Raw genomic sequence first — 21,951 nt, forward strand, 5'->3', positions numbered from 1 at the left:
ACTTATGCATAGTAGTGCTAGAAATACTTCGTTTCGGAAAATTCCCTTATTTTTGTGCCATACTTTACAAAAATAAAATTCATGTCAGAAGCTAAAGGATTCGTTAAACACATTCCAAATACAATTACTTGTTTAAATTTATTTTGTGGTTGCTCAGCCGCATTAATGGCCATGGAAGGATATCTTGTTTGGGCATCTTTCCTAGTTATATTAGCCGCAGTTTTTGATTTTATGGATGGATTAGCTGCTCGAGTTTTAAAGGCGTATTCTCCTATGGGAAAAGAACTAGATTCATTAGCTGATATGGTTAGCTTCGGTTTTGTTCCAGGCGTAATTGCCTTAGCTTATTTAAAAGGAGCAATTCTTGGAAGTGCTTCCGCAAATTTTGTTCCTGCCGAACTTAGCTACTCACAATTGGCTATTTTATTGTCGGCCTTTATCATTCCGATCTTTTCAGCCTTACGATTGGCAAAATTTAATGTAGACACAAGACAAACCACATCCTTTATAGGAGTTAATACCCCTATGAATGCAATGTTTTGGGCTTCATTCGCTCTAATCTTTCATTTTGGAGATTATCCAAAAATTGAAGCATTGGCTAACAATCCTACCGTTTTAATTATTGCAATAATTGTGACCTCTCTTTTACTAGTTTCAGAAATCCCGATGTTTGCTTTAAAAGTGAAAAGCTTAGCATGGAAAGAAAATAAAATCCGTTACCTATTTTTAATAAGCTTATTGGTACTTGCCATTCTTTTAAAATGGTTAGTGGTTCCTTTGATTATTTTCGTTTATCTATTCTTTTCTATAATTGACAACCTAATCAGTAAAAAATAAAACAATACACTTTACAGATATAAAAAAGAAGGCTAAGATGTTCAACACATTCTTAGCCTTCTTTTTTTTATTTTTCCGTTTTGTTAAATCTATTTGTTTCACTTTGCGAATTAAAATATTTCTCATAAAAGAGATACGATCCCCATAAGCAAAGTCCTGCTCCAATAAAAAGACCTATTCTTTCACCTGTTCCAATATTAAATAGCTCTAAAAAAATTCGTTACTTCGCTATATTTAACTGTCAAATAAAAAGCAATACCATTGTTAACTGCATGTATTAAAATACACAACCAAAGAGATTTAGTTTTCCAATACAAATATCCTATTACCATACCTGCGATCATTGCCGTTACAAATTGCCAAGGATTTAAATGTATCACACCAAAAAATACTGATGACCAAATAATAGCCTTCCATGGAGAATAGTTTCGCAACAATCCATTCAAAACAATTTCGCGCAATAAAATTTCTTCCAAAATAGGAGCCGCAATTACAATCGTGATAAAACCCCATATATTAGGCTGTAAAAATTCTTTAAACACATCAACAAGCCAATCTGGCATTGGTACCCAACTTGCAATTTCTGAATGAATAACTACTAAGCTGATCGTCATAATTAGAACAACAGGCAAAATGGCTAATGGAAATCCTTTAAATTGAATTTTGCTATCATTTTTAGGATTTTTCTTCCACCAAGAACGAGTAATAAAAATCAGAATAACTATCGGAATTGAATAGTTTAGAAGATGAAATGGCCTCTGCTGAATATCAGGATAAAACATACCAATTATGCCAAGTGGCATTGCATAACATATTGTTACCAATATAAGTAAACCCAATATTCCCCAACCTTGTTTTATACTAGGGTAAGCCATTTTTGCATCTTGCGATTACTGACTTGGCTCTGCTACTGTTTCTGTTGTAATTTGATTCATTTTTCTGAAATATTATTTACTTTTTTTATTACAACCTGTGAGCCCATTGTCTTAATCATTTGACTATAGAATTCGCTTAAGTCACCATAATACTCTTTTGAAAATGATTCTATATTTATTGAAAACGTGGTTCGAATACTAAGTTCGTTCCCACTCTTTTTTGATATAAGCATAAATTCTCCCGCTCCTTGGTTCAAGACATATTTCTCACCTTTTGGATAATCCTCGAACTCATACCCTTCTGGAAGAATAAACTTTATTATATAAGTTTTGGATCTAGGATAATTATAGTCAATCCTGTATTGTCTAGATTCTTTCAAAAATGGATTTTTCAGATCTTGTTCATTGAATAAATTGAAATACGTAAAATCACTATATTCATCTAAACCACTTTCTAAATTCAAATCACACTTCATTTGTAATGAAAGGCTTACTTTTTTTTCATTTTTAAATTTTAGCGAATCTTTATTAAAATCACACTTTTCTAAATCAAAAAAATCTGACATCCATGACTCCGCGCCATCTTCAGATAATTTCTCACGGCTTTTCGATGCTAAATATCCTAATTCCTGTATTTTAAAATTACAAATAGGATCCTCTAAATCCGAATAATCATAGGTTATTGATATTTGTTGATAATTCTTTTTATTAGGAGTAATTTTTGCCCAGTATGGCTTTTCTTTGCGCAATACAAAAGCATGATAATTCAAATCCTTTTCGGCAATCAGATTGTAAGGGCGATATGGTGAAGTTGCATTTAAAAAATGCTGTTTACCATACAATTCAACACAAGCAAGAACCTGATCGAATTGACTCAGTAATGGATAAGCTTTTTGAATTAATCCTCTTGTATTAGATCTGGCTAAAGCCGGATTGCACTCAAAACCTGCATTTCTTAACAATAAAACGAGCAAATAATTAATTTCTGAATTACTCCCAACTTTCTCCTCTAATAAATTAGGTGGCGACTTTTCGGGATAGATTCGATACTTGCCATTCCATTTTACACTAGTTCTTACAAAATCATAAATCTTTTCGAGTTTTTCCCAATTGTTTTCGCTTCCATCCAAAATTGTTTCCAATTGCTTTTTTGCAAAGTTTGAACGTCCCAGATAATTCACTTTTTCGATATATTCTTTGGCAAGTGCCTCATAGGTTGTCATGGAATTTACAAATATTGGCGTACCACCTAAAGAATTTTTATCTTTTGTATAATAACCAGCCAATTGAAAACGCAATTGTTCTATAAAATCATGATAATTATTAACATACGATTCTTCTTGTATAGAAGGCATATTGGTCAAAACCCATTCATTACCCTTGGGTTCTGCGTATTTTACTTGTATCCTATTCCCAAACATCACCATATTATAGCGAAATGTCTCAGGCATATTCACCCTTATAGAACTATGTAATGTCGGTATTTCACCTTGAAAATACCATGTATCTAGATAAGAGTAAAATTGAGAATTTGTTGTGTATTTGTATTCAATTATTGATCCCACCTTCACATCAGGCATAGAAAATCGAACTTCACCATAATTTTCATTAACATCTACATCAAAAATTGAGCTGTTCTCGACCTTCACAATCTCTTGTTTTCCTCCAGCATTCAAATTAATTGTTTGCGCTTTTACCTTCGTAATATTTTCTATATTATTATTCCTATAATAGGATAATTCAACATTACCTTGATTAATACCTTCCTCTTTTAATATTTTTATTCGGACATGGTAAGAATAAGTGATGACCGAATAACTGAGGTTTACAGTACAAGTTCTACTTAGTATAACTGCTGAAGCTTCCTTTTCATAAGAGCATTCTTTTAAAGCAAATTCATCCTTAGACACTTTCCCAAACTTGATTCCTTTGGCATTAGACGAACTTATTGCTAAAAGTATGAAAGCGATTAGTAATAATGATTTTTTTAATTTTTTCATAAATATAGGATTAGGCGCTTCAAATTAACAAAATATATTAATATCGTAAATTAAAGCATTCAATATTTATCAAAAATTAACTCAAGACTACTTATATAGATTTATTACAAAGAAAATGGTTCTTATGCTCAACAAAAAAGGCTAAGATGTTCAACACATTCTTAGCCTTTCATATCTATAACTTTACAAGTGCTATCGATTCATCACTTTATTTTGTTTTAAAATAGCTTCTTTATGAATCATTCGTAATAACTGAGTTGTGAACTTTTCAGATAAGCCAAGAGATTTCCCCAACTCAACACCTTTTTCTCGCACCTTTTCCCATCGTTCCAATTGCAGAATTGTCATATTTTTTTGCGATTTATATTCGCCTATTTCTTCCACAATATTCATACGTTGAGCTAACAATTCTATTAACTGAGCATCTACTGAATCAATTTGATTTCTGTACTGTTCCAATTGGTTTTCACCTAAATCATCAATAGAATTTAAACGACATACCAAACCTCTTAGAACTTCATCCAATTCAGCCGGACTTAATGTTTCTTCCAGTTCACTTAATGCCTCTTCTGGCTTAAAATGACTCTCTATCATGAGGCCATCCATATTTAAATCAAGGGCCTTCTGAGAAATCTGCTGAATGTGTTGCTTATCACCAGCAATATGTGATGGATCGCAAATCATAGGTAAGTTGTGAAATCGAGATTTCAACTCAATAGGAATTTCCCATTTAGGAATATTTCGTAAGCTTGTTTGTTCAAAAGGATAGAAGCCACAATGAATGGCTGCCATTCTGGAAATACCAGCTTTGTTGATTTGTTCCAATGCTCCAATCCAGAGATTGATATCTGGGTTGAGAGGATTCTTAATCATCACAGGTACATTCATTCCTTGAAGAGCACTTGCAAGTTCCTGAATTGAGAATGGGTTTGAAGTTGTTCTGGCCCCAATCCAAAGAATATCTACATTGTGGCGTAAACACATTTCAACATGCTTAGGAGAAGCAACTTCCACCATAGTAAGTAAACCCGTTTCTTGCTTTACTTGATTCAGCCATTGCAAAATATCTAAACCTCTGTCTCCAAAAGTTTTAGTTGCAGTTTGCGGTTTCCAAACCCCAGCTCTAAATATTTTTACCTGATCAACTTTTTTAAGTTCTCTGGCAGTATTCAACAACTGTTCTTCAGACTCTACGACAGAAGGACCACTTATCACTATTGGTCTTGTATCCAACTTCTTAAACCAAGTATTCATTGGTTTACAATTCTCCAATCCGCTCATATTTTCAATTTAAGGCTGTCCAATACCAAAGCTGATATTAGTCGCACAAAAATACACTTTTAAATGACACTGGAAAATGCTTAAAAACAAATGAAATAAAAACCCTAATTATCAGGGCAATTAAAGTTACCATTCAATTTTTTACATGATCTATTTCCCATCCAAATTAAAAAAAACATGTGAAAAATTTCACTCAATTTAGAAGTCAATAATAGCGATAAGTCAATAAAATATGAAGTTTTTTCTTCGAGTAAAGCATATCCTAATAGATTGTTTTTATGAGCTAATCTAAAAAATCTATAAACATTTAATCTGCAAACACTTACCAAGAACAAAACCATATCAAATATTGACAGGAACAGCTTGATTTTAAAAGGAATCCTCATTTCAAAATTCTTTAATCTATTCAAACCAAATGGTATTTCACAAAATATTTACAAAATCACCAATCTCACAATAAAACCAGATTATCACACACACAATCAACTCCTTAGACAACCACAACAAAACAAAAACTCAAATAGAAAGAATATCAAGCACTTCTGACGATAATTTCAACTAGCTTATCAAATGAAATTATTTATTTATATTTGAATTAATACGCAAACGTATGTGAAACATAAAAGAACTAAACTTACAGATCCTTAAACTAGTAAACACAAGGAATTAAGTTTGTTATTTAGAATCATTTTAAAGAGCATTGTTTCGTATGTAAAACTGCTATCTTAGGTGTAAAAAGAAAGCTCTTAAACAGAAAAACTAACCTAATACATAATGAAAGAAGAAGCATCAAACAAGAGTAGAAGAAATTTTCTGAAAAGCTTTGGAGTAACTGTTGGTGCAGCTGGAGTTGTAAGTAGTTTTTCACTTCTAAGTGCTGCTAAGGCTGCAGCTAAAGAGCCTGGTGAAACCGTAAACTTACTTACTGCAGACGGACAATTGGTTCAGGTAGATAAAAATCAACTTCGCCCAACAGTAAATGAACCTCTTGATGAATTACAGCAAAGAGGTCGCGAGGGAATAGCTGGGAAATCGTTCGTAATGGTAATTGACTTGAGTAAATGTAGGAATGCTCGTAAATGTATGTCTGCTTGTCAAAATCATCATCAATTAAGAGCTGATCAACATCATATTAATGTCTTGCAGATGCAGGATGCTGATCATACGGCACCTTACTTTATGCCTAAACCTTGTCAGCATTGCGATAACCCACCATGTACTAAGGTTTGTCCTGTTGATGCAACATTTAAACGTCAGGATGGAATTGTTCTAATCGATAATGAACGTTGTATTGGTTGTCGTTTTTGTATTGCAGCATGTCCTTATTCAGCACGTATATTCCAATGGACTGAACCTAAGGATGCTGAAAAATATAAAGATTTAACCTATAATATAGAGGCGAATGTACCACAGAAGAAAGGTACTGTGAGCAAATGTCTGTTCAGTGCCGACCGTCTTCGTGAAGATAAGTTACCGTCATGTGTTTCTGCATGTCCTAATGGTGTTTACTATTTTGGAGATAGAAACGAAGATGCTGTAACGAATGGAACAAGTGGCGAAACGGTTCGTTTCTCTAAATTGATAGAAGAAAATGCGGGTTATACTCTAATGGAAGAGCTGGGAACTAAGCCTCGTGTTTATTATTTGCCTCCAAAAAATAGAGCTTTTGAATTCAATGGTGATCTATTGAATGAAGAGAATCTTCACTAAAAATAGTTTTCAAATCAATTTTATAATAATCAGATTTTATTTGCCCTAAAATAATTTAATCTTATGAATGACTTACCTGAACAGAAAGAAACAACACTTTCCTTTGAGAAAATAAAACAAGATGTCCTTCGTCCGATGCAAAATCATAGAGGGCTTGAGTTATGGATTGTTTTTCTAATAACAGTAATCTCTGTGGGAGCTTGGGCGTATTACGTACAGCTTCGTGATGGACTTGGTGTTACAGGCATGCGCGACTATGTGTCTTGGGGACTTTATATCGCCAACTTCGTGTTCTTTGTAGCGGTAAGTTTAGTGGGAATGCTAATTTCATCCATACTTGGCTTGCTGAAAGTCGATTGGATAGCTCCAATATCGAGAATTGCCGAAATCATAGCTGTCGCTTTTGTAGCAGTAGCTGGTTTGGTTATAGTTTTAGATATGGGTCGTCCTGATAGAGTATTGAATGTTATGATCCACGGACGTTTTCAATCTCCAATTCTTTGGGATGTTACTGTTATTACAACCTACTTGGTTATCAGTGCTCTCTTGTTGATCTTGCCAATGATTCCTGATTTGGCAATCTGTAAAAAAGAGATTAAAACAGCACCGCCAATGCTAAAGAAGCTATATGCAATTCTATCGTTTGGCTATACCAATACACCAGAACAACATAAGCATCTTCATAAGATGATTCGAACTTTAATGGTTTTAATTGTTCCTGTTGGCTTAGCTATTCATACAGTAACATCGTGGTTGTTTGCTGCAACATTGCGTAATGGATGGGATACGACAATTTTTGGACCTTACTTCGTTGCAGGAGCATTTGTTGCAGGTTCTGCAGCTTTAATTATTGCGATGTATTTCTTTAGAGTCAACTACAAGTTACAGGATTATATTACTGAATTGCATTTCGATAAAATGGGTAAACTGATGGTTGCAGTTTGTTTGGTTTACTTGTATTTTAATGTGAATGAGTTTTTGGTTCCAGGTTATAAAATGAAAACTGGCGACGGCATTCACTTAAAAGAACTATTTACAGGGCACTGGGCGATCCTTTTTTGGTCTTCTCAATTATTTGGCAACATCATTCCAGTTATTCTTTTGGTGACCAAAAAATTCAGAAAACCATTACCGATAATGATCATTTCTATTTTTGTATTGGCAAGTGCTTGGTTTAAGCGTTATGTGATTGTAATTCCTACTATGTTGCATCCACATCTTCCTATTCAGAATGTTCCGGATAATTATCAGCATTATTTTCCATCTTCAGTCGAAATCACAGTTACAGTATTGAGTTTTGCTTTGGCATTATTGATTATTACTGTTCTGGCAAAAATCTTCCCAGTTGTGCCTATTTGCGAAATTGCTGACCAAAAGGGAATTGATTATAAAATTGAGGAATAAAAAATCAAGAAACACATGAAAAATGCTATCAAAATAATTGCCAGCCTGTTTCTTATTGTTGTCTTTACAACAACCGTTGTTAAAGCAGAAGATTGGGCTGTACCTAATTCTTCAAAAAAGAAACAAAATCCTTACGAGGCTAGCACTAAAAATATCAGTTCAGGTAAAAAGATTTATAATATCAATTGTAAATCATGCCACGGTGATGCTACCATGGGCAATATGTTACCGCTTCAACCTGTAGCCCCATCCGATTTAGGATCACAGGCTTTTTTAGTACAGTCTGATGGTGAGATTTATTACAAAATAAACAAAGGAAGAGCTGCAATGCCAACCTTTGAGAAAACCTTAAGCGACGAAGCCAAATGGATGGTAGTTACTTACCTGCGATCTTTCGATAAGAATAAGAAAGCAAGTAAACAAGTTGCTGAAATTAAAAATCCTGAAGTTACTGATGTAAAACTTGTTTTGGATATTAACCAAGAAGACAAAAAAGTTGCTGCCAACTTAACTGGTCTTACTAAAAAAGGGGATCGTGTTGCATTGCAAGGAATCGAACTTAGTATAAAAGTTAAAAGAAGCTTTGGTTATTTAGATGTTTCGGGCGATGATGCTTTTACTGATGATAAAGGTAATGTGGAAATTAATTTTCCAGCAGATTTACCTGGAGACAGAGAAGGTCATGTAAACTTATTGGTTAAAGTTACTGATGACGCATACTATGGCGAACTTGCTGTTGATCGAATTGCGACTTTAGGCGTACCAACAGATCCAGTAAATCCATTAGACGAAAGAGCTATGTGGGGAACCAGAGCAAATGCTCCAATATGGATTATTGTGAGTTATGCAGGTGGTGTAATTGGTATTTGGGGTATCATCTTTTTGGTATTGTTCCAATTAATTCAATTGCCTAAACTAGCTAAAAATAAAGAGTAGCGTTTACTGAGAATCATCCTCTTTTTTCTTTTTCGACGGACCACCAATTTTATACATGAGGTATCCAATTCCAGCAAGAAAATGAAGAGCGGTTATTCCGGCAATAAGGTAAATAAGACTTGAATCATTATTCATATCTGATCATATAAGACTGTGAAGTCTGCAAGTTGATGAAAATGCAGGAAGAATCAAAAAAATACATCTGTATCCATTGTGGCGACGATTGTGGTAAACACCCCGTAATTTGGGATGGTAAGCCATTTTGTTGCTCAGGTTGTTCTACTGTATATCAGCTTTTAAACGAGAACGAACTTTGTTCTTATTACAATATTGAGTCAACACCGGGAATTCGGGTTGAGGAAGGTAAATTTAAAGAAAAGTATGCTTTTCTCGATGACGAAGAAATCTCTTCAAAGCTTTATGAATTTTCCGAAGACGCAATACGAAAAGTAAGCTTGTATATTCCCGGGATTCACTGTAGCTCCTGTATTTGGCTACTTGAACATTTAAATGTTTTAAATAAAGCTGTCCTTAAGTCAACGGTCAACTTTGTTAAAAAGGAAGTGACAGTTACTTTTAATTCTGAAGAATTAAGCTTACGAGAACTAGCTGAACTACTCGCATCCATTCATTATATTCCTGAAATTACACTAGACAACCTTCAGGAAAAAAAGAATCAGGATGCTAATAAAAAACTTCTTTATAAAATTGGTGTAGCAGGTTTTAGTTTTGGTAACATCATGTTACTGAGCCTACCTGAATATGTGCCCGGATCAGAGTATTTAGAGAGTCATTTCAAATCCTTTTTTGGAATGATGAATTTTCTTCTGGTTCTACCTGTTCTTTTTTATAGTGGAAACGACTATATCATTTCTGCGTTCAAAGGATTAAAGCATAAGTTTATCAATATTGATGTACCTATTTCTCTGGGTATTATCACTCTCTTTATACAATCTAGTTTCGAAATATTTACCAGTACAGGGTCAGGTTATATGGATTCCCTTACAGGCTTAATTTTCTTTTTATTGATAGGGAAATGGTATCAAAGCAAGAGTTATCAGGCTCTTTCCTTTGAAAGAGATTACCGTTCATACTTCCCTGTTGCAGTTAGCAAAATTGTTGATGATAAAGAGGAAAGTACTCAGATCAATAAATTGAAAAAGGGTGATATTATTCTCATTCGTAATCAGGAATTAATACCTGCCGATGCGATATTGACTAAGGGAGAAGCATTAATTGATTATAGTTTTGTTACCGGCGAGTCTAAGCCTGTTTTTAAAGAAAGTGGCGATCATATTTTTGCTGGTGGGAAGCAAATGGGAAGTGCCATTGAATTAACAATCGAGAAAGATGTAATTCAGAGTCGCTTAACTCAGCTATGGAACCAATTCGAAGATGAAAATACATCAGGCACCAAACTGAACTCTTTAATCGACAAAATCAGTAAATACTTCACTTTTGTAATTATTGCCATTGGAATATTTGCAGGTATATATTGGCTTTTGAACGATTCAACAAAAGCCGTATTTGCTTTTACATCGGTTTTGATTGTTGCTTGCCCATGTGCATTGGCGCTATCTGCTCCTTTCGCATTAGGGAATACAATGCGACTGATGGGACGATTGGGAATCTATCTGAAAAGCTCGGATGTTGTTGAAAAATTAAATTCGATAACTACCATTGTATTTGATAAAACAGGTACCATTACACAAGCTGATGAAGTTAAAGTTAGCTTTAATGGAGAAGAGTTATCAGATGAAGATATCATCGCAATTAAATCCTTAACCAGACATTCAACTCATATTTTAAGTGCAACCTTATACGATCATTTTAAAAGTATTTTTCCAGTTACCGTAAGCGATTACAAAGAATTACCATCAATGGGAATTTCTGGTATCGTTTCTGGTCGTGAAATTAAACTAGGATCAGCTAAATATATCCATGAAGGAAAAACAGAAACGAGTTCTTTAAATACCGAAGTTTATCTTTCGGTAGATGGAAAAATAAAAGGCCATTTTGAATTGAGCAATCAATATCGTGTTGGACTAAACAAATTGATATCTGACTTATCTCCCAAATTTGATTTGCATGTTCTATCAGGTGATAATGATTCGGAAATGGAGAACTTGAAAAATATTTTTCCTAAAGAATCTACCATTAAGTTCTTTCAATCTCCTAATGACAAGTTAAGCTACATCAACAATTTAAAAGCCAATAATAAATCTGTTTTGATGATTGGGGATGGCTTAAACGATGCGGGCGCCTTAAAAGTGAGTGATGTTGGTATTTCTATTGCTGATGATATTTACCATTTTTCTCCAGCTTGTGATGCCATTTTGGAAGCTTCGAAATTTCAAGAGCTGCAATCTTATCTTAAAATATCAGCAAAAAGTATTCTAATTGTAAAGTTGAGTTTTGCACTCTCATTTTTATATAATATTGTTGGATTGTATTTTGCTGTTCAGGGAATTTTATCCCCTATAGTGGCTGCATTGCTAATGCCTGTAAGTTCAATTTCGGTAGTCGCATTTGCAAGTTTTACAACGAGCTATTTTGCGAGAAATAAAGAGAAAAATAATAATTCAGTAAACGAATCGAAAATTGATAGTGACAAAGCCGTCTCTTCAGTAAAAAAATCGGTTCAATTAAATTAATATAAATGAGCGTAATATTTGTTTTAATAGCGGTGAGTATGGTAGTGGCCGGAGGCTTCTTAATTGGTTTCTTATGGGCCGTTAAGAAAGGACAGTACGAAGATACTTATTCACCATCGGTCAGGATTTTATTTGACGATATGGAAAAAGAAGAACAAAAGGAAGAATTAGAAAAAACTAAAGAAGAAAAAAACAACTAAGAAGAACCATAAATCTTTATTTAATGGAAACACAACATTTTTCTTACGACAATAAAATCGTAAAATATTTTGCTTACGCTACCATATTGTGGGGTGTAGTCGGAATGTTGGTCGGTCTTTTGGCTGCTTTACAATTGGCGTTCCCCGTTTTTAATTTCAATTTGGCTTATACTACATTTGGTAGAATTAGGCCGATTCATACGAATGCGGTGATCTTTGCCTTTGTTGGTAATGGTATTTTTACAGCAGTATATTATTCGCTTCAGCGTCTTTTAAAGGCTCGTATGTTTAGCGATAAATTAAGTTGGGTACACTTTTGGGGATGGCAAGCAATTATTGTATCTGCTGCCGTGACCTTTGTTTTGGGAATTACAACAAGTAAAGAATATGCTGAGCTTGAGTGGCCTATTGATATTGCAATTACAATCATCTGGGTTGTTTTTGGATGGAATATGTTTGGGACAATCTTGAAAAGAAGAGCAGATCATTTATATGTCGCTATTTGGTTCTATATTGCTACGTTTGTAACAGTTGCTGTTCTTCATATTGGTAACTCAATTGAGATTCCATATAGCTGGTTACAATCTTACCCGGTTTACGCTGGTGTTCAAGATGCCTTGGTTCAATGGTGGTACGGTCATAATGCTGTAGCGTTTTTCTTAACAACTCCTTATTTAGGTTTGATGTATTATTTCTTGCCTAAGGCTGCTAATCGTCCTGTGTATTCGTACCGACTATCGATTATTCACTTCTGGGCATTAGTATTCCTTTATATTTGGGCTGGTCCTCATCACCTGTTATATACAGCTTTACCAGATTGGGCACAATCATTAGGTGTTGTATTCTCTATTATGCTTATTGCGCCATCTTGGGGTGGTATGTTCAATGGTCTGTTAACACTTAGAGGTGCTTGGGATAAAGTTCGTGACAGTGCAACACTTAAATTTATGGTTGTGGCAGTAACTTGTTATGGTATGTCAACTTTTGAAGGACCTATGATGTCACTTAAATGGGTTAACTCATTAACTCACTATACAGACTGGAATATTGCTCACGTACATATTGGAGCGATGGGTTGGAATGGTTTCTTAACCTTTGGTATGTTGTATTACCTTTTCCCTAAAATGTGGAAAACGAAGTTGTATTCAGAGAAATTGGCAAATGCACACTTCTGGATTGGAACTTTAGGTATCATTTTTTATGCCTTACCATTGTATTGGGGTGCCATTGTACAAACTCTAATGTGGAAAGAATTTACGCCGGATGGCCTGTTAGCTTACCCTAACTTTCTTGAGACGATCACTCAGATTTTACCAATGTATCATGTGAGAGTTCTTGGTGGTGTATTCTACTTTGTGGGATTATTCTTAATGGTTTATAATCTTCTTAAAACAGCTGCTTCAGGTAAATGTGCCGATAACGAAGAAGCTTCAGCTCCGGCTTTGGTTACTTCGCCAAAGAGAGCTAAAGGTGAAGGATGGCACCGTTGGTTAGAGCGTCGTCCGGTACAATTTATGGTTTTAGCAACAGTGGCTATCTTAATTGGTGGTGCTTTCGAGGTAATTCCAACGTATTTGGTTAAATCAAATATTCCAACTATCGAAAGTGTGAAACCATATACGCCTCTGGAATTAGAAGGTCGTGATATTTATATCCGGGAAGGATGTAATACTTGTCATACGCAAATGATTCGACCATTTAGATCGGAAACAGAGCGTTACGGAGATTATTCTAAAGCGGGTGAACTCGTTTACAATCACCCACACTTATGGGGATCGAAACGAACAGGCCCGGATTTGGCTCGTTCAGGTGTGCCTGGGGGTAAAATGTACAAAACGAATGTTTGGCATTTTAACCACTTGCTTGATCCACAAAAGATGAACAAACAGTCAATTATGCCAGCTTATCCTTGGCTGATAAAAGATCAGTTGAAAACTTCTAATACAGGAGCAAAAATTAGAGCCATGACAAGCTTAGGTGTTCCTTATCCAGAAGGATATGATCAAATTGCCAACGATGATTTGAAGAAACAAGCTGATGAAATTGCTGCCGACCTTAAGAAGAATGGCGTTGAGGTTGCAAGTGAAAAAGAGATTATTGCAGTTATTGCTTACCTACAACGATTAGGTCGCGATATCTCAGTAAAAGAATAAAAATTGAGCAAATGAGAGAAAAGTGAAAAAATCACTTCTCTCTCATAGCTAAATAAGAAATACATGAAACTAGTAAGTCATTATTTACAAAGTATATCAGATGTTGGTCTTTTCCCAAGCATCTCACTAATCATCTTCTTTAGCTTTTTTATGGGGATGATATGGTGGACATTTAAGAAAAGCAATAAAAGCTATTTCCACGATATGGAAAGTTATGCTCTTGACGATGATGGAACCACATCATCTTCGGAAGCCAACGAATAAAAATGCCCCTAAATCACGATAAAATGGAAAAAAAAGATAAGTTTCTTGAAGAAAATGCGCACCTAATCAGTGATCATGATTACGATGGGATTCAGGAGTTGAATAACCCAATGCCAACTTGGTGGCGTTATTTATTTTATGTAACCATTGTGTTTTCAGCTGTATACATGTTCCGTTATCATGTGTTTGGCGACGATCTTCAGATTGCTGAATACGAAAAGGAAATGGCACTTGCAGAGGCTAATAAACCAAAACCAACATTTGACGAGAGTTCTCTTGTTTTAATGAAAGGTGCTAAAGATTTAGAAGCTGGTAAAGCTCTTTACGATAAAAACTGTGTGGCATGTCACGCTCTTCTTGGAGAAGGAAATGCGATTGGGCCAAACCTGACTGATGATTACTGGTTGAATGGTGGTAGCCTTGAAGATGTTTACAAGATTATAAAAGTTGGTAAACCTTTAAAAGGTATGTTAGCTTGGCAGAATCAATTGTCTCCTGAGCAAATGCTACAGGTTTCAAGTTATACAATGAGTCTGCAAGGAACGAATCCTCCTAATGCTCGTGAAGCACAAGGCGAACTTATTGAATAATTAAATCTAAAAATAAAACATGGCTCCTAAAAATCCATACACTGGTTATCGTGACCAGTTAGCAACACTAAATGAATCAGGAAAAAGAAGGTGGGTGTATGCCCAACAACCTAAAGGTAAACTATACAATTATAGAAATGTAGTTAGCTATACCCTATTAACTTTACTTTTTACAATTCCATTTATCAAGTTGAATGGAGAGCCATTTTTACTTTTTAATATTCTTGAACGAAAGTTCATCTTATTTGGTGTTTATTTTTGGCCACAAGATTTCCATATTTTTCTATTTTCAATGATTACACTTTTTGTGTTTATCGTCCTGTTTACGGTAAGTTATGGCCGTATCTGGTGTGGTTGGGCATGTCCGCAAACGGTGTTTTTGGAGTTTATTTTTCGAAGAATAGAATATTTGATTGAAGGAACACCGCAAGAGCAACGAAAATTGAAGGCTCAATCGATGAACTTTGAGAAGTTCTGGAAGAAAAACACTAAAATTAATTCTGTTTTACGCCATTTGCTTTTCAATTACCAATGCTTTTCTATCCTACATTATTGGAATTGATCAATTATTAGAAATAATGAAAGCTCCAATTTCAGAGCATAGTGTTGGATTTACAGTTGCTGTTCTATTTTCAACGGTGATGTATTTTGTTTTCTCACGTTTGAGAGAGCAAGTTTGTGCTATGATTTGTCCATATGGTCGTTTGCAAGGAGTTTTGCTTGATTCAAATACGATTGTAGTTGCTTACGATTATAAAAGAGGAGAAGAAAGAGCACCACTGGAGGCAGGTGAAGATAGAGAAGCTGATAATAAAGGGGATTGTATCGATTGTTACGATTGTGTTGATGTTTGCCCTACAGGGATAGATGTTCGTGACGGTACCCAGCTTGAATGTATTAATTGTACAGCTTGTATAGATGCTTGTAATTCGGTAATGGCATGGCAAGGAAAACCTAAGGGGTTGATACGATTCGATTCGGAAAAAAATATTGCAGAAGGTATCAAACAGAAGTGGCCAGTCCGTAAAATTGCTTACACAGTTGTTTTATGCATTTTATTAGCAGTTGTTGCGATGCTATTTTCATCAAGAACCGATTTAGAAGCCATCATCTTGAGAACACCTGGTTTAATGTATCAAGCTCAAAAAAATGATAGCATCAGTAATATGTACAGCTTCAAAATCGTTAATAAAACCAATGCTGCAACTCCGATTAATTTTAAAATAATGAATCATGAAGGAAGCATTAAAGTTATTGGAGAAGCATTTAATGCGGAAGCTAGTGCGATAAAAGAAGGTGTTTTCTTTGCTATTTTACCACAAAAAGAAATTACAAGCGATAACATTCCAATTACGATTGGAGTTTATGCTGACACACGATTAATTGAAGAAGTGGAACTAACATTTGTAGGGCCAAATTAAAAAATTACAGTTATCAATTAACAATGATCAGTAAACAGTTAATAAAAAACAAACTACTCATTATTGCTAATAAATAATAGATATTTCAAGTATGAAAAAAATGAGTTGGGGGACAAAATTAGGGATAGGAGCATCAATATATGTAATTGGGGTTCTCGCATTTGTTGGGTTTAGTACTACACAAAAGATAAATCTGGTATCAAAAGATTATTATCCTAAAGAAGTAGAATACCAGAAACAAATTGACAAATTAGAAAAAGCTAAAAATTTAAATGAGTCAATTCAGATCTCTCAAAAGAAAGGGAAATTACAATTTCAATTTCCAAAAAATATGCATTCTGATGTAAGTGGTGAAATCATACTTTATCGCCCTGCTGACTATGAATCTGATTTAAAATACACAATCCAATTGGATACTAATGGTTATCAAGAAATCGAATCAGACCAATTACTTAAGGGAAAATACACAGTCCAAATAGATTGGGTACATCAACAAATTGGTTACTATATGGAGGAAGGAATTTATTTAAGTAAATAAAACCTTTATTTTAACCACTAAGAACTCTAAGTATGGCACAAAGTACCTCCAAAATAAATATAGAAGCGATTTATAAAAAGGTTCTTGATTGTTTTTTATAGTTCACACAGCGCTTGGTCCTGGACTTCTTGAAAATGCATACGAAGAATGTTTGTACTTTGAGCTGTGTCAAGCTGGACTCAAAGTAGAAAAACAAAAAACACTACCACTAGTTTACAATGAGGTTAATTTGGAAAGTGGTTATAGAATAAACTTACTGGTAGAAAAATCAATTATTATAGAAATTAAAGCAATTGGAACCTTAAACGACACCCATTTAGCACAGATCTTAACCTATATGAAACTTTCAAAGTGTAAACTTGGGTTGTTGGTTAACTTCAATGTTAAATCATTAAAATACGGTATCAAAAGAGTAATCTTTTAAAACTTTGTACACTTTGTGAATTAACTTTGTGCACTTAGTGGTTAAATTCAAGAAACATGGTATACTTATCAGCATTAACATTAGGTCTAATTGGCAGTTTTCACTGTGTTGGCATGTGCGGGCCAATAGCTCTAGCAATCCCTTTAAAAACAAGCTCCTGGTTAGCTCGAATAACCGGCGGACTAATATATAACATTGGCCGTGCAATAACCTATGCACTTATGGGTATTGTTTTTGGTTTACTTGGTCGCGGACTAGTTATGAGTGGCTTTCAGCAATGGGTATCTGTTATTATGGGAGCTATCATGATTTTATCTGTTGTTACTCCCTCACTTTATAAGAATCGTTTTAATGCAGAAAAAGGAATCTTCTCTTTCGTAGGTAAAGTAAAATTATCACTAGGTAAATTATTTACGCAACGCAGTTATGGTTCTCTTTTTCTCATCGGATTATTAAATGGATTACTCCCATGCGGATTGGTTTACGTTGCTATTGCAGCTGCAATTGCTACAGGATCATCTGTTGGAGGTGGACTATTCATGTTTATTTTTGGTTTAGGAACACTTCCAATGATGTTGGCCATTTCATTAATAGGTAACCTAATTACACTTGAATTGAGAAAAAAAATAACCCGTTTGATTCCATACGCAATTGTTTTTATTGGTATTCTATTCGTACTTCGCGGTTTGAGTTTAGGGATTCCATTTTTAAGTCCTCCTGAAAAAGCAATGACTGTTCCTACAGAACAAGTGGATGTAACGAAACCAAAACCAGATTGCTGTCATTAAAATCATTATCGAGCTTACTTATTTTTGGCCTGATTATTGTTTATCAAAACAATAATTTTTATTCACTCTAAAAACAATTAAGCTATGAATAAAACAATTACTCTCTTCCTATTCCTATTATGCTATTTTAATGCATACAGTCAAAAAACAATTGAAGTTTCTGATAATAAGCTAGATCAATTTTTCTATGATAAAATGCCGGAATACATTACTAAATTTGGACTAGAAGATTTAAGAAATAGTACCGATTCATTAAGACTTCGAATATGGAGTGGTAAGGGAACCATTGAAGTAACACAACAAAATGGTGTTAAGGCAAACTTAACTCAATGGACTATGTGGCAAGATCCAATAATTAATAAAGTAGATTTCAAATCAGAAATTTCCAAGCAATTACTGGATACTCTCCTTGCTTATGATATCACAACGCTTCCGGCTGACAACACTTGGGGAATTGATGGCAGCTATATTCACATCGAGGTTTCAACTCCTGAAAAATATCGCACTTATACCTATTGGAGTCCGCGATTGAGTGAGGGTGGAAATAGATTTAAAGTTGCAAAAATTGAACGTTTAGCTAACTCAATTCTAAATAGAAATAAACATTTCAACGAATTTATTGAAACACTCCCTCCTGGAGGTTATGGTTTATCCTCAGGGCAAATTGATTGCTATTTACCAGAAGGATCAAAAGAATCCTCCTTATATCAGGAAGTAAAAAAAAGAATGCAATTGGAATTAGGTATAACTGAGAACACAAGCCATACTAAGTTTCCTCAATTAATTATTGACACGATACCATGCTATATGAAAGGGCTTAACAAATATGAACTTTCTGAAATTAAGGATATTAAAATCATTACTGAAAAAGGTAAAGTATCTACTTTTTATGGTGCGAATGCTGCAAATGGATGTGTGATTATTACTACTAAAAAATAATACAAACTAACTTTTGACAATTCTATCAATAAAAAAAGAGGCAATATCTACCTAGGATATAGCCTCTTAAATTGTTGTAAAAAATCGAATACGATTTTAAAGGATAATTATTTAATTTGAGCTTTCAATTCTTCAATGGTTTTAGCCATTACAATTCCAGGAATTTTTACTGGAGCTCCAACTTGTGCTAAAAAAGAACCTTTGACTTCACCTTTTTTGTAAGTAGTAAAACCAATTCTATACAATCCAACTGTTAATGCTTTAAGTGGATCACCAGCTACACTTTTATAACGTAGTAAAGAATTGTATTTTGATCCTCGAGGAGTTTTAGGCATTTCACTACTATCATCATTTTTAGCTAATGAAAACCATTTAGCACTATTTACCCCATCAACAGAAATCTTGTCAGCACTAACAATATCAGAACGTTCCAAAGTAATGTAAGTATCAAAATAATCTTTTGAATCGGCATTTGCAGTATAATCCTCTGACTGAATTGCACCCTTAACTTTAGTTTTTCCTACTGGAGACATCATTCGAACACCTAATTCAGGAGCTACCGCTGGTACCCATAAATAAATAAAATAAAATTTCTTTCCATCAATTACCTCATCTTGTGTATCCTTAGCTGCATATCCCATATAAGAAACAACATCTGTGTAAGGTACTTTAATCGTTTTAGGTCCAATTTTCTTTTCAGTTAAACCACCGAATTTACCTAGTTTTTGAGCTTGCGAAGGAGCTACAACGGCTAAGGCTAATGCCAAAATCACAATTAATCTTTTCATTTTCTTTTGTTTTATTTATTAACAAAATCAAATTTATGCTATTTAATTGAACTGACAAAACTAAATATCAATAATTAATTATTACCAACTAGACGTGAAATCATAATAATAGCCCAACTCATTTTAATACAAGCACTTGCACGCCAATCGTACAGCCTCAAGAAATTATCAACTTAACTTATTGTTATTTTTATCCTAACAAAAAATCAACAATATTTTGGATTAAATATAACCTAACCGAACATAAAAATCAAATATAAGTTTTGTAAATAAACGTTCTATTACTATTGGATAATTAACACCTGTACTTATTTTAATTGTTTCCATTCAGAATATCTTGTAAATTAAAGGTTCCCAAAGTTTAACTTTTAGATATTCAACACTATGAAGAAAACACTTAACAGTCTTTTAAGCTTCTTCAATACAAATGATGAAGAAGAATTTTACTATGTAAGAATTGAGCGTAACGAGAAATGCTATTGTGAGAGTGGAAAGAAGTACAAATCCTGTCACTACCCCGATCATCAGAAAAAAAGCAAGGTTGCCGTTAAGAAAATAAGTGAAACAACAGGAGAAGAAACGATCAAAGTTTTAAGCGTAAAAAAACTTCGCAAAGAATATTACAAAGTAAAATCCAATGTATTTTAATATTAACTTAAAGCTTTTGATTAGATCAAAAGCTTTTTTTACCTCTTAATTGCTGCAACCTCTTCTAGGCTTACTTGTCCGTAATTATTCTCCCACGAATTTAGAATATAATTAAAAACCAAGACCAATTCCTTATCGGTTAAACCGGAAGCAGGCATTAAACTATTGTATTTAATTCCATTCACTTTAATCGGCTTGTTACTTCCAAATTTTACCATTTTTATAGCCTCATCAGTATTCTTTCTCAAGTAATCTGAATTTGCTAAAGGAGGAAATACTTTTGGTATTCCTTTTCCTGTTTTCAGATGGCAATTCATGCACTTAGCTCGATACAACTGCCCTCCTTTTTCCATATCCGAAGCAGTTATTTCAACTCCCAAATTTTCTTTGTTCGATTTTTTTTTATCAGATCCGCTACATGCGAATAAGAAAATTAAAAAAAAGAAAAATATTACGTTCAACTCTCTCATGTGTGCTATCCTTTTTTAGATCCAGTAAAAATAGTAAACCCAGTCCACATTTTCAAAATAATTCTGCAGTCTAAATAGCTAACTATCGCAAAAAAAGCTAATTAACCATAAGAACCAATCATTTATTTTTATATATTTATATAGAACAGAGTGATGTTTATCCCAGTTTATTGCCCCATTTCTCTCCTTAACCCTAAAAACTATGGAGGACCACTTATGAAATTAAAACTTATTGTTTGTCTAGTTATCATCTTTAAAGCTAGTATTTCGTTCGGACAAGACGATAAAGATCTATATTCCGATTTTGAAGTTGGAATAATAGAACGATTGGATGATACAATTCCTGAAAACATTCAACTAACAAATGAAAAAGGCGAATTGGTTTTTTTAAAAGATCAAATTGACAAGCCAACGGCTATTATTTTTGTCTACTATCGATGTCCAGGAATTTGCAGCCCATTAATGGATGGTTTAGCTGATGTTGTTCAAAAAAGTGATCTAAATCTATCTGAAGATTACCAAGTAATCACAATTAGTTTCGATCCTACAGAAACTTATGATTTAGGCGTTAAGAAAAAAAAGAATTACCAATCTCTTATTCAAGGCAAAAACACCCAAGATGGGTGGAAGTTTTTTTCTGCTGATAGCCTAAATATTGCTCGTGCAACGCAAGCAACAGGCTTCAGGTATAAAAAAGTTGGGAATGAGTATACGCATGCGGCTACGGTTATTATCGTGAGTCCAGAAGGGAAAATTACCCGTTACCTAAATGGGACTTATTTTCTTCCTTTCGAATTTAAGTTAGCCATAATGGAAGCTTCGAAAGGGCAAGCCGGACCAACGATCAACAAGCTACTACAATATTGCTATTCCTACGATCCTGTAGGGCAAGCCTACGTTTTAAACATTACAAAAGTAACGGGAACAATTATCCTGGTTATGGGATTAATTGTATTCCTATTGCTAATGCTTAAAAAGCCTAAAAAGAAATCACAATAAACAACCACAAATCTCACAGATTAGCACAAATC

At 34.2% G+C, this 21,951-nt stretch carries 23 protein-coding genes; 17 read left to right on the forward strand and 6 right to left on the reverse strand.

What is annotated here, in order from left to right; translation table 11 throughout:
* Positions 1 to 81: 81 nt before the first annotated feature.
* On the forward strand, positions 82 to 837 hold the full coding sequence (locus tag L3049_RS09320; RefSeq protein WP_275109532.1) for a CDP-alcohol phosphatidyltransferase family protein: 756 nt from the start codon (positions 82 to 84) through the stop codon (positions 835 to 837).
* A 197-nt stretch (positions 838 to 1,034) separates the two neighbouring features.
* On the opposite strand, the gene L3049_RS09325 is transcribed toward L3049_RS09320, so the two are convergent.
* From L3049_RS09325 to L3049_RS09335, 3 genes are all read right to left on the reverse strand, one after another.
* Entirely contained in the window at positions 1,035 to 1,712 is a 678-nt protein-coding gene (locus tag L3049_RS09325) for a CPBP family intramembrane glutamic endopeptidase (RefSeq protein ID WP_275109533.1), read from the reverse strand.
* Between the two features lie 56 nt (positions 1,713 to 1,768).
* Complete coding sequence (locus L3049_RS09330; RefSeq protein ID WP_275109534.1) at positions 1,769 to 3,712, reverse strand: transglutaminase family protein; 1,944 nt, start codon at positions 3,710 to 3,712, stop codon at positions 1,769 to 1,771.
* 192 nt (positions 3,713 to 3,904) lie between these two features.
* Positions 3,905 to 4,993: a chorismate mutase gene (locus tag L3049_RS09335; RefSeq protein ID WP_275109535.1), complete on the reverse strand. Its 1,089-nt coding sequence runs from the start codon at positions 4,991 to 4,993 to the stop codon at positions 3,905 to 3,907.
* 774 nt (positions 4,994 to 5,767) lie between these two features.
* Here L3049_RS09335 and L3049_RS09340 point away from each other — a divergent pair.
* From L3049_RS09340 to L3049_RS09350, 3 genes are all read left to right on the forward strand, one after another.
* Positions 5,768 to 6,703, forward strand: coding sequence for a 4Fe-4S dicluster domain-containing protein (locus L3049_RS09340; protein WP_275109536.1), 936 nt, complete (start codon positions 5,768 to 5,770; stop codon positions 6,701 to 6,703).
* A 63-nt stretch (positions 6,704 to 6,766) separates the two neighbouring features.
* A complete protein-coding gene (gene nrfD / locus L3049_RS09345) occupies positions 6,767 to 8,107 on the forward strand; it encodes an NrfD/PsrC family molybdoenzyme membrane anchor subunit (RefSeq protein WP_275109537.1) in 1,341 nt (446 codons plus the stop codon).
* A 15-nt stretch (positions 8,108 to 8,122) separates the two neighbouring features.
* On the forward strand, positions 8,123 to 9,043 hold the full coding sequence (locus L3049_RS09350; RefSeq protein ID WP_275109538.1) for a c-type cytochrome: 921 nt from the start codon (positions 8,123 to 8,125) through the stop codon (positions 9,041 to 9,043).
* A 3-nt stretch (positions 9,044 to 9,046) separates the two neighbouring features.
* On the opposite strand, the gene L3049_RS09355 is transcribed toward L3049_RS09350, so the two are convergent.
* Complete coding sequence (locus L3049_RS09355; RefSeq protein WP_275109539.1) at positions 9,047 to 9,178, reverse strand: hypothetical protein; 132 nt, start codon at positions 9,176 to 9,178, stop codon at positions 9,047 to 9,049.
* A gap of 35 nt (positions 9,179 to 9,213) precedes the next feature.
* Between L3049_RS09355 and L3049_RS09360 the strand changes: the two genes are divergently transcribed.
* The 11 genes from L3049_RS09360 to L3049_RS09410 all read left to right on the forward strand — a co-directional run bounded on the left by L3049_RS09360 (position 9,214) and on the right by L3049_RS09410 (position 19,014).
* Entirely contained in the window at positions 9,214 to 11,697 is a 2,484-nt protein-coding gene (locus tag L3049_RS09360) for a heavy metal translocating P-type ATPase (RefSeq protein ID WP_275109540.1), read from the forward strand.
* 5 nt (positions 11,698 to 11,702) lie between these two features.
* A complete protein-coding gene (gene ccoS, locus L3049_RS09365; protein ID WP_275109541.1) occupies positions 11,703 to 11,897 on the forward strand; it encodes a cbb3-type cytochrome oxidase assembly protein CcoS in 195 nt (64 codons plus the stop codon).
* 23 nt (positions 11,898 to 11,920) lie between these two features.
* The gene (gene ccoN / locus L3049_RS09370) at positions 11,921 to 14,050 is read left to right on the forward strand and encodes a cytochrome-c oxidase, cbb3-type subunit I (RefSeq protein ID WP_275109542.1); all 2,130 of its coding nucleotides are present in this window, start codon (positions 11,921 to 11,923) and stop codon (positions 14,048 to 14,050) included.
* 63 nt (positions 14,051 to 14,113) lie between these two features.
* Positions 14,114 to 14,314, forward strand: a complete 201-nt coding sequence (locus tag L3049_RS09375; RefSeq protein ID WP_275109543.1) for a cbb3-type cytochrome oxidase subunit 3 — start codon at positions 14,114 to 14,116, stop codon at positions 14,312 to 14,314.
* Positions 14,315 to 14,337: 23 nt separating this feature from the next.
* Positions 14,338 to 14,904: a cbb3-type cytochrome c oxidase N-terminal domain-containing protein gene (locus L3049_RS09380; protein ID WP_275109544.1), complete on the forward strand. Its 567-nt coding sequence runs from the start codon at positions 14,338 to 14,340 to the stop codon at positions 14,902 to 14,904.
* 19 nt (positions 14,905 to 14,923) lie between these two features.
* Positions 14,924 to 15,466 (forward strand): 4Fe-4S binding protein, encoded by a 543-nt coding sequence (locus L3049_RS09385; protein WP_275109545.1) that lies wholly within the window; start codon positions 14,924 to 14,926, stop codon positions 15,464 to 15,466.
* A 16-nt stretch (positions 15,467 to 15,482) separates the two neighbouring features.
* Positions 15,483 to 16,325 carry a 4Fe-4S dicluster domain-containing protein gene (locus L3049_RS09390; RefSeq protein WP_275109546.1) on the forward strand — a complete coding sequence of 281 codons (843 nt, stop codon included), beginning with the start codon at positions 15,483 to 15,485 and terminating at the stop codon, positions 16,323 to 16,325.
* A gap of 91 nt (positions 16,326 to 16,416) precedes the next feature.
* Positions 16,417 to 16,863, forward strand: a complete 447-nt coding sequence (locus L3049_RS09395) for a FixH family protein (protein ID WP_275109547.1) — start codon at positions 16,417 to 16,419, stop codon at positions 16,861 to 16,863.
* A gap of 88 nt (positions 16,864 to 16,951) precedes the next feature.
* Positions 16,952 to 17,287, forward strand: a complete 336-nt coding sequence (locus tag L3049_RS09400; protein ID WP_275109548.1) for a GxxExxY protein — start codon at positions 16,952 to 16,954, stop codon at positions 17,285 to 17,287.
* A gap of 56 nt (positions 17,288 to 17,343) precedes the next feature.
* Positions 17,344 to 18,075, forward strand: coding sequence for a sulfite exporter TauE/SafE family protein (locus tag L3049_RS09405; protein WP_275109549.1), 732 nt, complete (start codon positions 17,344 to 17,346; stop codon positions 18,073 to 18,075).
* A gap of 84 nt (positions 18,076 to 18,159) precedes the next feature.
* A complete protein-coding gene (locus L3049_RS09410; protein WP_275109550.1) occupies positions 18,160 to 19,014 on the forward strand; it encodes a SusC/RagA family TonB-linked outer membrane protein in 855 nt (284 codons plus the stop codon).
* 107 nt (positions 19,015 to 19,121) lie between these two features.
* Here L3049_RS09410 and L3049_RS09415 read toward each other — a convergent pair whose 3' ends face one another.
* Positions 19,122 to 19,802 carry a Lipl32 family lipoprotein gene (locus L3049_RS09415; RefSeq protein WP_275109551.1) on the reverse strand — a complete coding sequence of 227 codons (681 nt, stop codon included), beginning with the start codon at positions 19,800 to 19,802 and terminating at the stop codon, positions 19,122 to 19,124.
* A gap of 384 nt (positions 19,803 to 20,186) precedes the next feature.
* Between L3049_RS09415 and L3049_RS09420 the strand changes: the two genes are divergently transcribed.
* Entirely contained in the window at positions 20,187 to 20,450 is a 264-nt protein-coding gene (locus L3049_RS09420) for an SEC-C metal-binding domain-containing protein (protein ID WP_275109552.1), read from the forward strand.
* A 38-nt stretch (positions 20,451 to 20,488) separates the two neighbouring features.
* On the opposite strand, the gene L3049_RS09425 is transcribed toward L3049_RS09420, so the two are convergent.
* A complete protein-coding gene (locus L3049_RS09425) occupies positions 20,489 to 20,920 on the reverse strand; it encodes a c-type cytochrome (protein ID WP_275109553.1) in 432 nt (143 codons plus the stop codon).
* A gap of 216 nt (positions 20,921 to 21,136) precedes the next feature.
* On the opposite strand from L3049_RS09425, the gene L3049_RS09430 reads away from it, so the two are divergent.
* On the forward strand, positions 21,137 to 21,919 hold the full coding sequence (locus tag L3049_RS09430; RefSeq protein ID WP_275109554.1) for an SCO family protein: 783 nt from the start codon (positions 21,137 to 21,139) through the stop codon (positions 21,917 to 21,919).
* Positions 21,920 to 21,951: the final 32 nt, after the last annotated feature.

The organism is Labilibaculum sp. DW002, assembly GCF_029029525.1.
In the GTDB taxonomy this organism is placed as follows: domain Bacteria; phylum Bacteroidota; class Bacteroidia; order Bacteroidales; family Marinifilaceae; genus Paralabilibaculum; species Paralabilibaculum antarcticum.

Bases quoted from the DNA above. Each gene is read 5' to 3' on its own strand.
- L3049_RS09320 (WP_275109532.1), top strand. From the start codon at position 82: ATGTCAGAAGCTAAAGGATTCGTTAAACACATTCCAAATACAATTACT.
- L3049_RS09325 (WP_275109533.1), bottom strand. From the start codon at position 1,712: ATGGCTTACCCTAGTATAAAACAAGGTTGGGGAATATTGGGTTTACTT.
- L3049_RS09330 (WP_275109534.1), bottom strand. From the start codon at position 3,712: ATGAAAAAATTAAAAAAATCATTATTACTAATCGCTTTCATACTTTTA.
- L3049_RS09335 (WP_275109535.1), bottom strand. From the start codon at position 4,993: ATGAGCGGATTGGAGAATTGTAAACCAATGAATACTTGGTTTAAGAAG.
- L3049_RS09340 (WP_275109536.1), top strand. From the start codon at position 5,768: ATGAAAGAAGAAGCATCAAACAAGAGTAGAAGAAATTTTCTGAAAAGC.
- nrfD (WP_275109537.1), top strand. From the start codon at position 6,767: ATGAATGACTTACCTGAACAGAAAGAAACAACACTTTCCTTTGAGAAA.
- L3049_RS09350 (WP_275109538.1), top strand. From the start codon at position 8,123: ATGAAAAATGCTATCAAAATAATTGCCAGCCTGTTTCTTATTGTTGTC.
- L3049_RS09355 (WP_275109539.1), bottom strand. From the start codon at position 9,178: ATGAATAATGATTCAAGTCTTATTTACCTTATTGCCGGAATAACCGCT.
- L3049_RS09360 (WP_275109540.1), top strand. From the start codon at position 9,214: ATGAAAATGCAGGAAGAATCAAAAAAATACATCTGTATCCATTGTGGC.
- ccoS (WP_275109541.1), top strand. From the start codon at position 11,703: ATGAGCGTAATATTTGTTTTAATAGCGGTGAGTATGGTAGTGGCCGGA.
- ccoN (WP_275109542.1), top strand. From the start codon at position 11,921: ATGGAAACACAACATTTTTCTTACGACAATAAAATCGTAAAATATTTT.
- L3049_RS09375 (WP_275109543.1), top strand. From the start codon at position 14,114: ATGAAACTAGTAAGTCATTATTTACAAAGTATATCAGATGTTGGTCTT.
- L3049_RS09380 (WP_275109544.1), top strand. From the start codon at position 14,338: ATGGAAAAAAAAGATAAGTTTCTTGAAGAAAATGCGCACCTAATCAGT.
- L3049_RS09385 (WP_275109545.1), top strand. From the start codon at position 14,924: ATGGCTCCTAAAAATCCATACACTGGTTATCGTGACCAGTTAGCAACA.
- L3049_RS09390 (WP_275109546.1), top strand. From the start codon at position 15,483: ATGAAAGCTCCAATTTCAGAGCATAGTGTTGGATTTACAGTTGCTGTT.
- L3049_RS09395 (WP_275109547.1), top strand. From the start codon at position 16,417: ATGAAAAAAATGAGTTGGGGGACAAAATTAGGGATAGGAGCATCAATA.
- L3049_RS09405 (WP_275109549.1), top strand. From the start codon at position 17,344: ATGGTATACTTATCAGCATTAACATTAGGTCTAATTGGCAGTTTTCAC.
- L3049_RS09410 (WP_275109550.1), top strand. From the start codon at position 18,160: ATGAATAAAACAATTACTCTCTTCCTATTCCTATTATGCTATTTTAAT.
- L3049_RS09415 (WP_275109551.1), bottom strand. From the start codon at position 19,802: ATGAAAAGATTAATTGTGATTTTGGCATTAGCCTTAGCCGTTGTAGCT.
- L3049_RS09420 (WP_275109552.1), top strand. From the start codon at position 20,187: ATGAAGAAAACACTTAACAGTCTTTTAAGCTTCTTCAATACAAATGAT.
- L3049_RS09425 (WP_275109553.1), bottom strand. From the start codon at position 20,920: ATGAGAGAGTTGAACGTAATATTTTTCTTTTTTTTAATTTTCTTATTC.
- L3049_RS09430 (WP_275109554.1), top strand. From the start codon at position 21,137: ATGAAATTAAAACTTATTGTTTGTCTAGTTATCATCTTTAAAGCTAGT.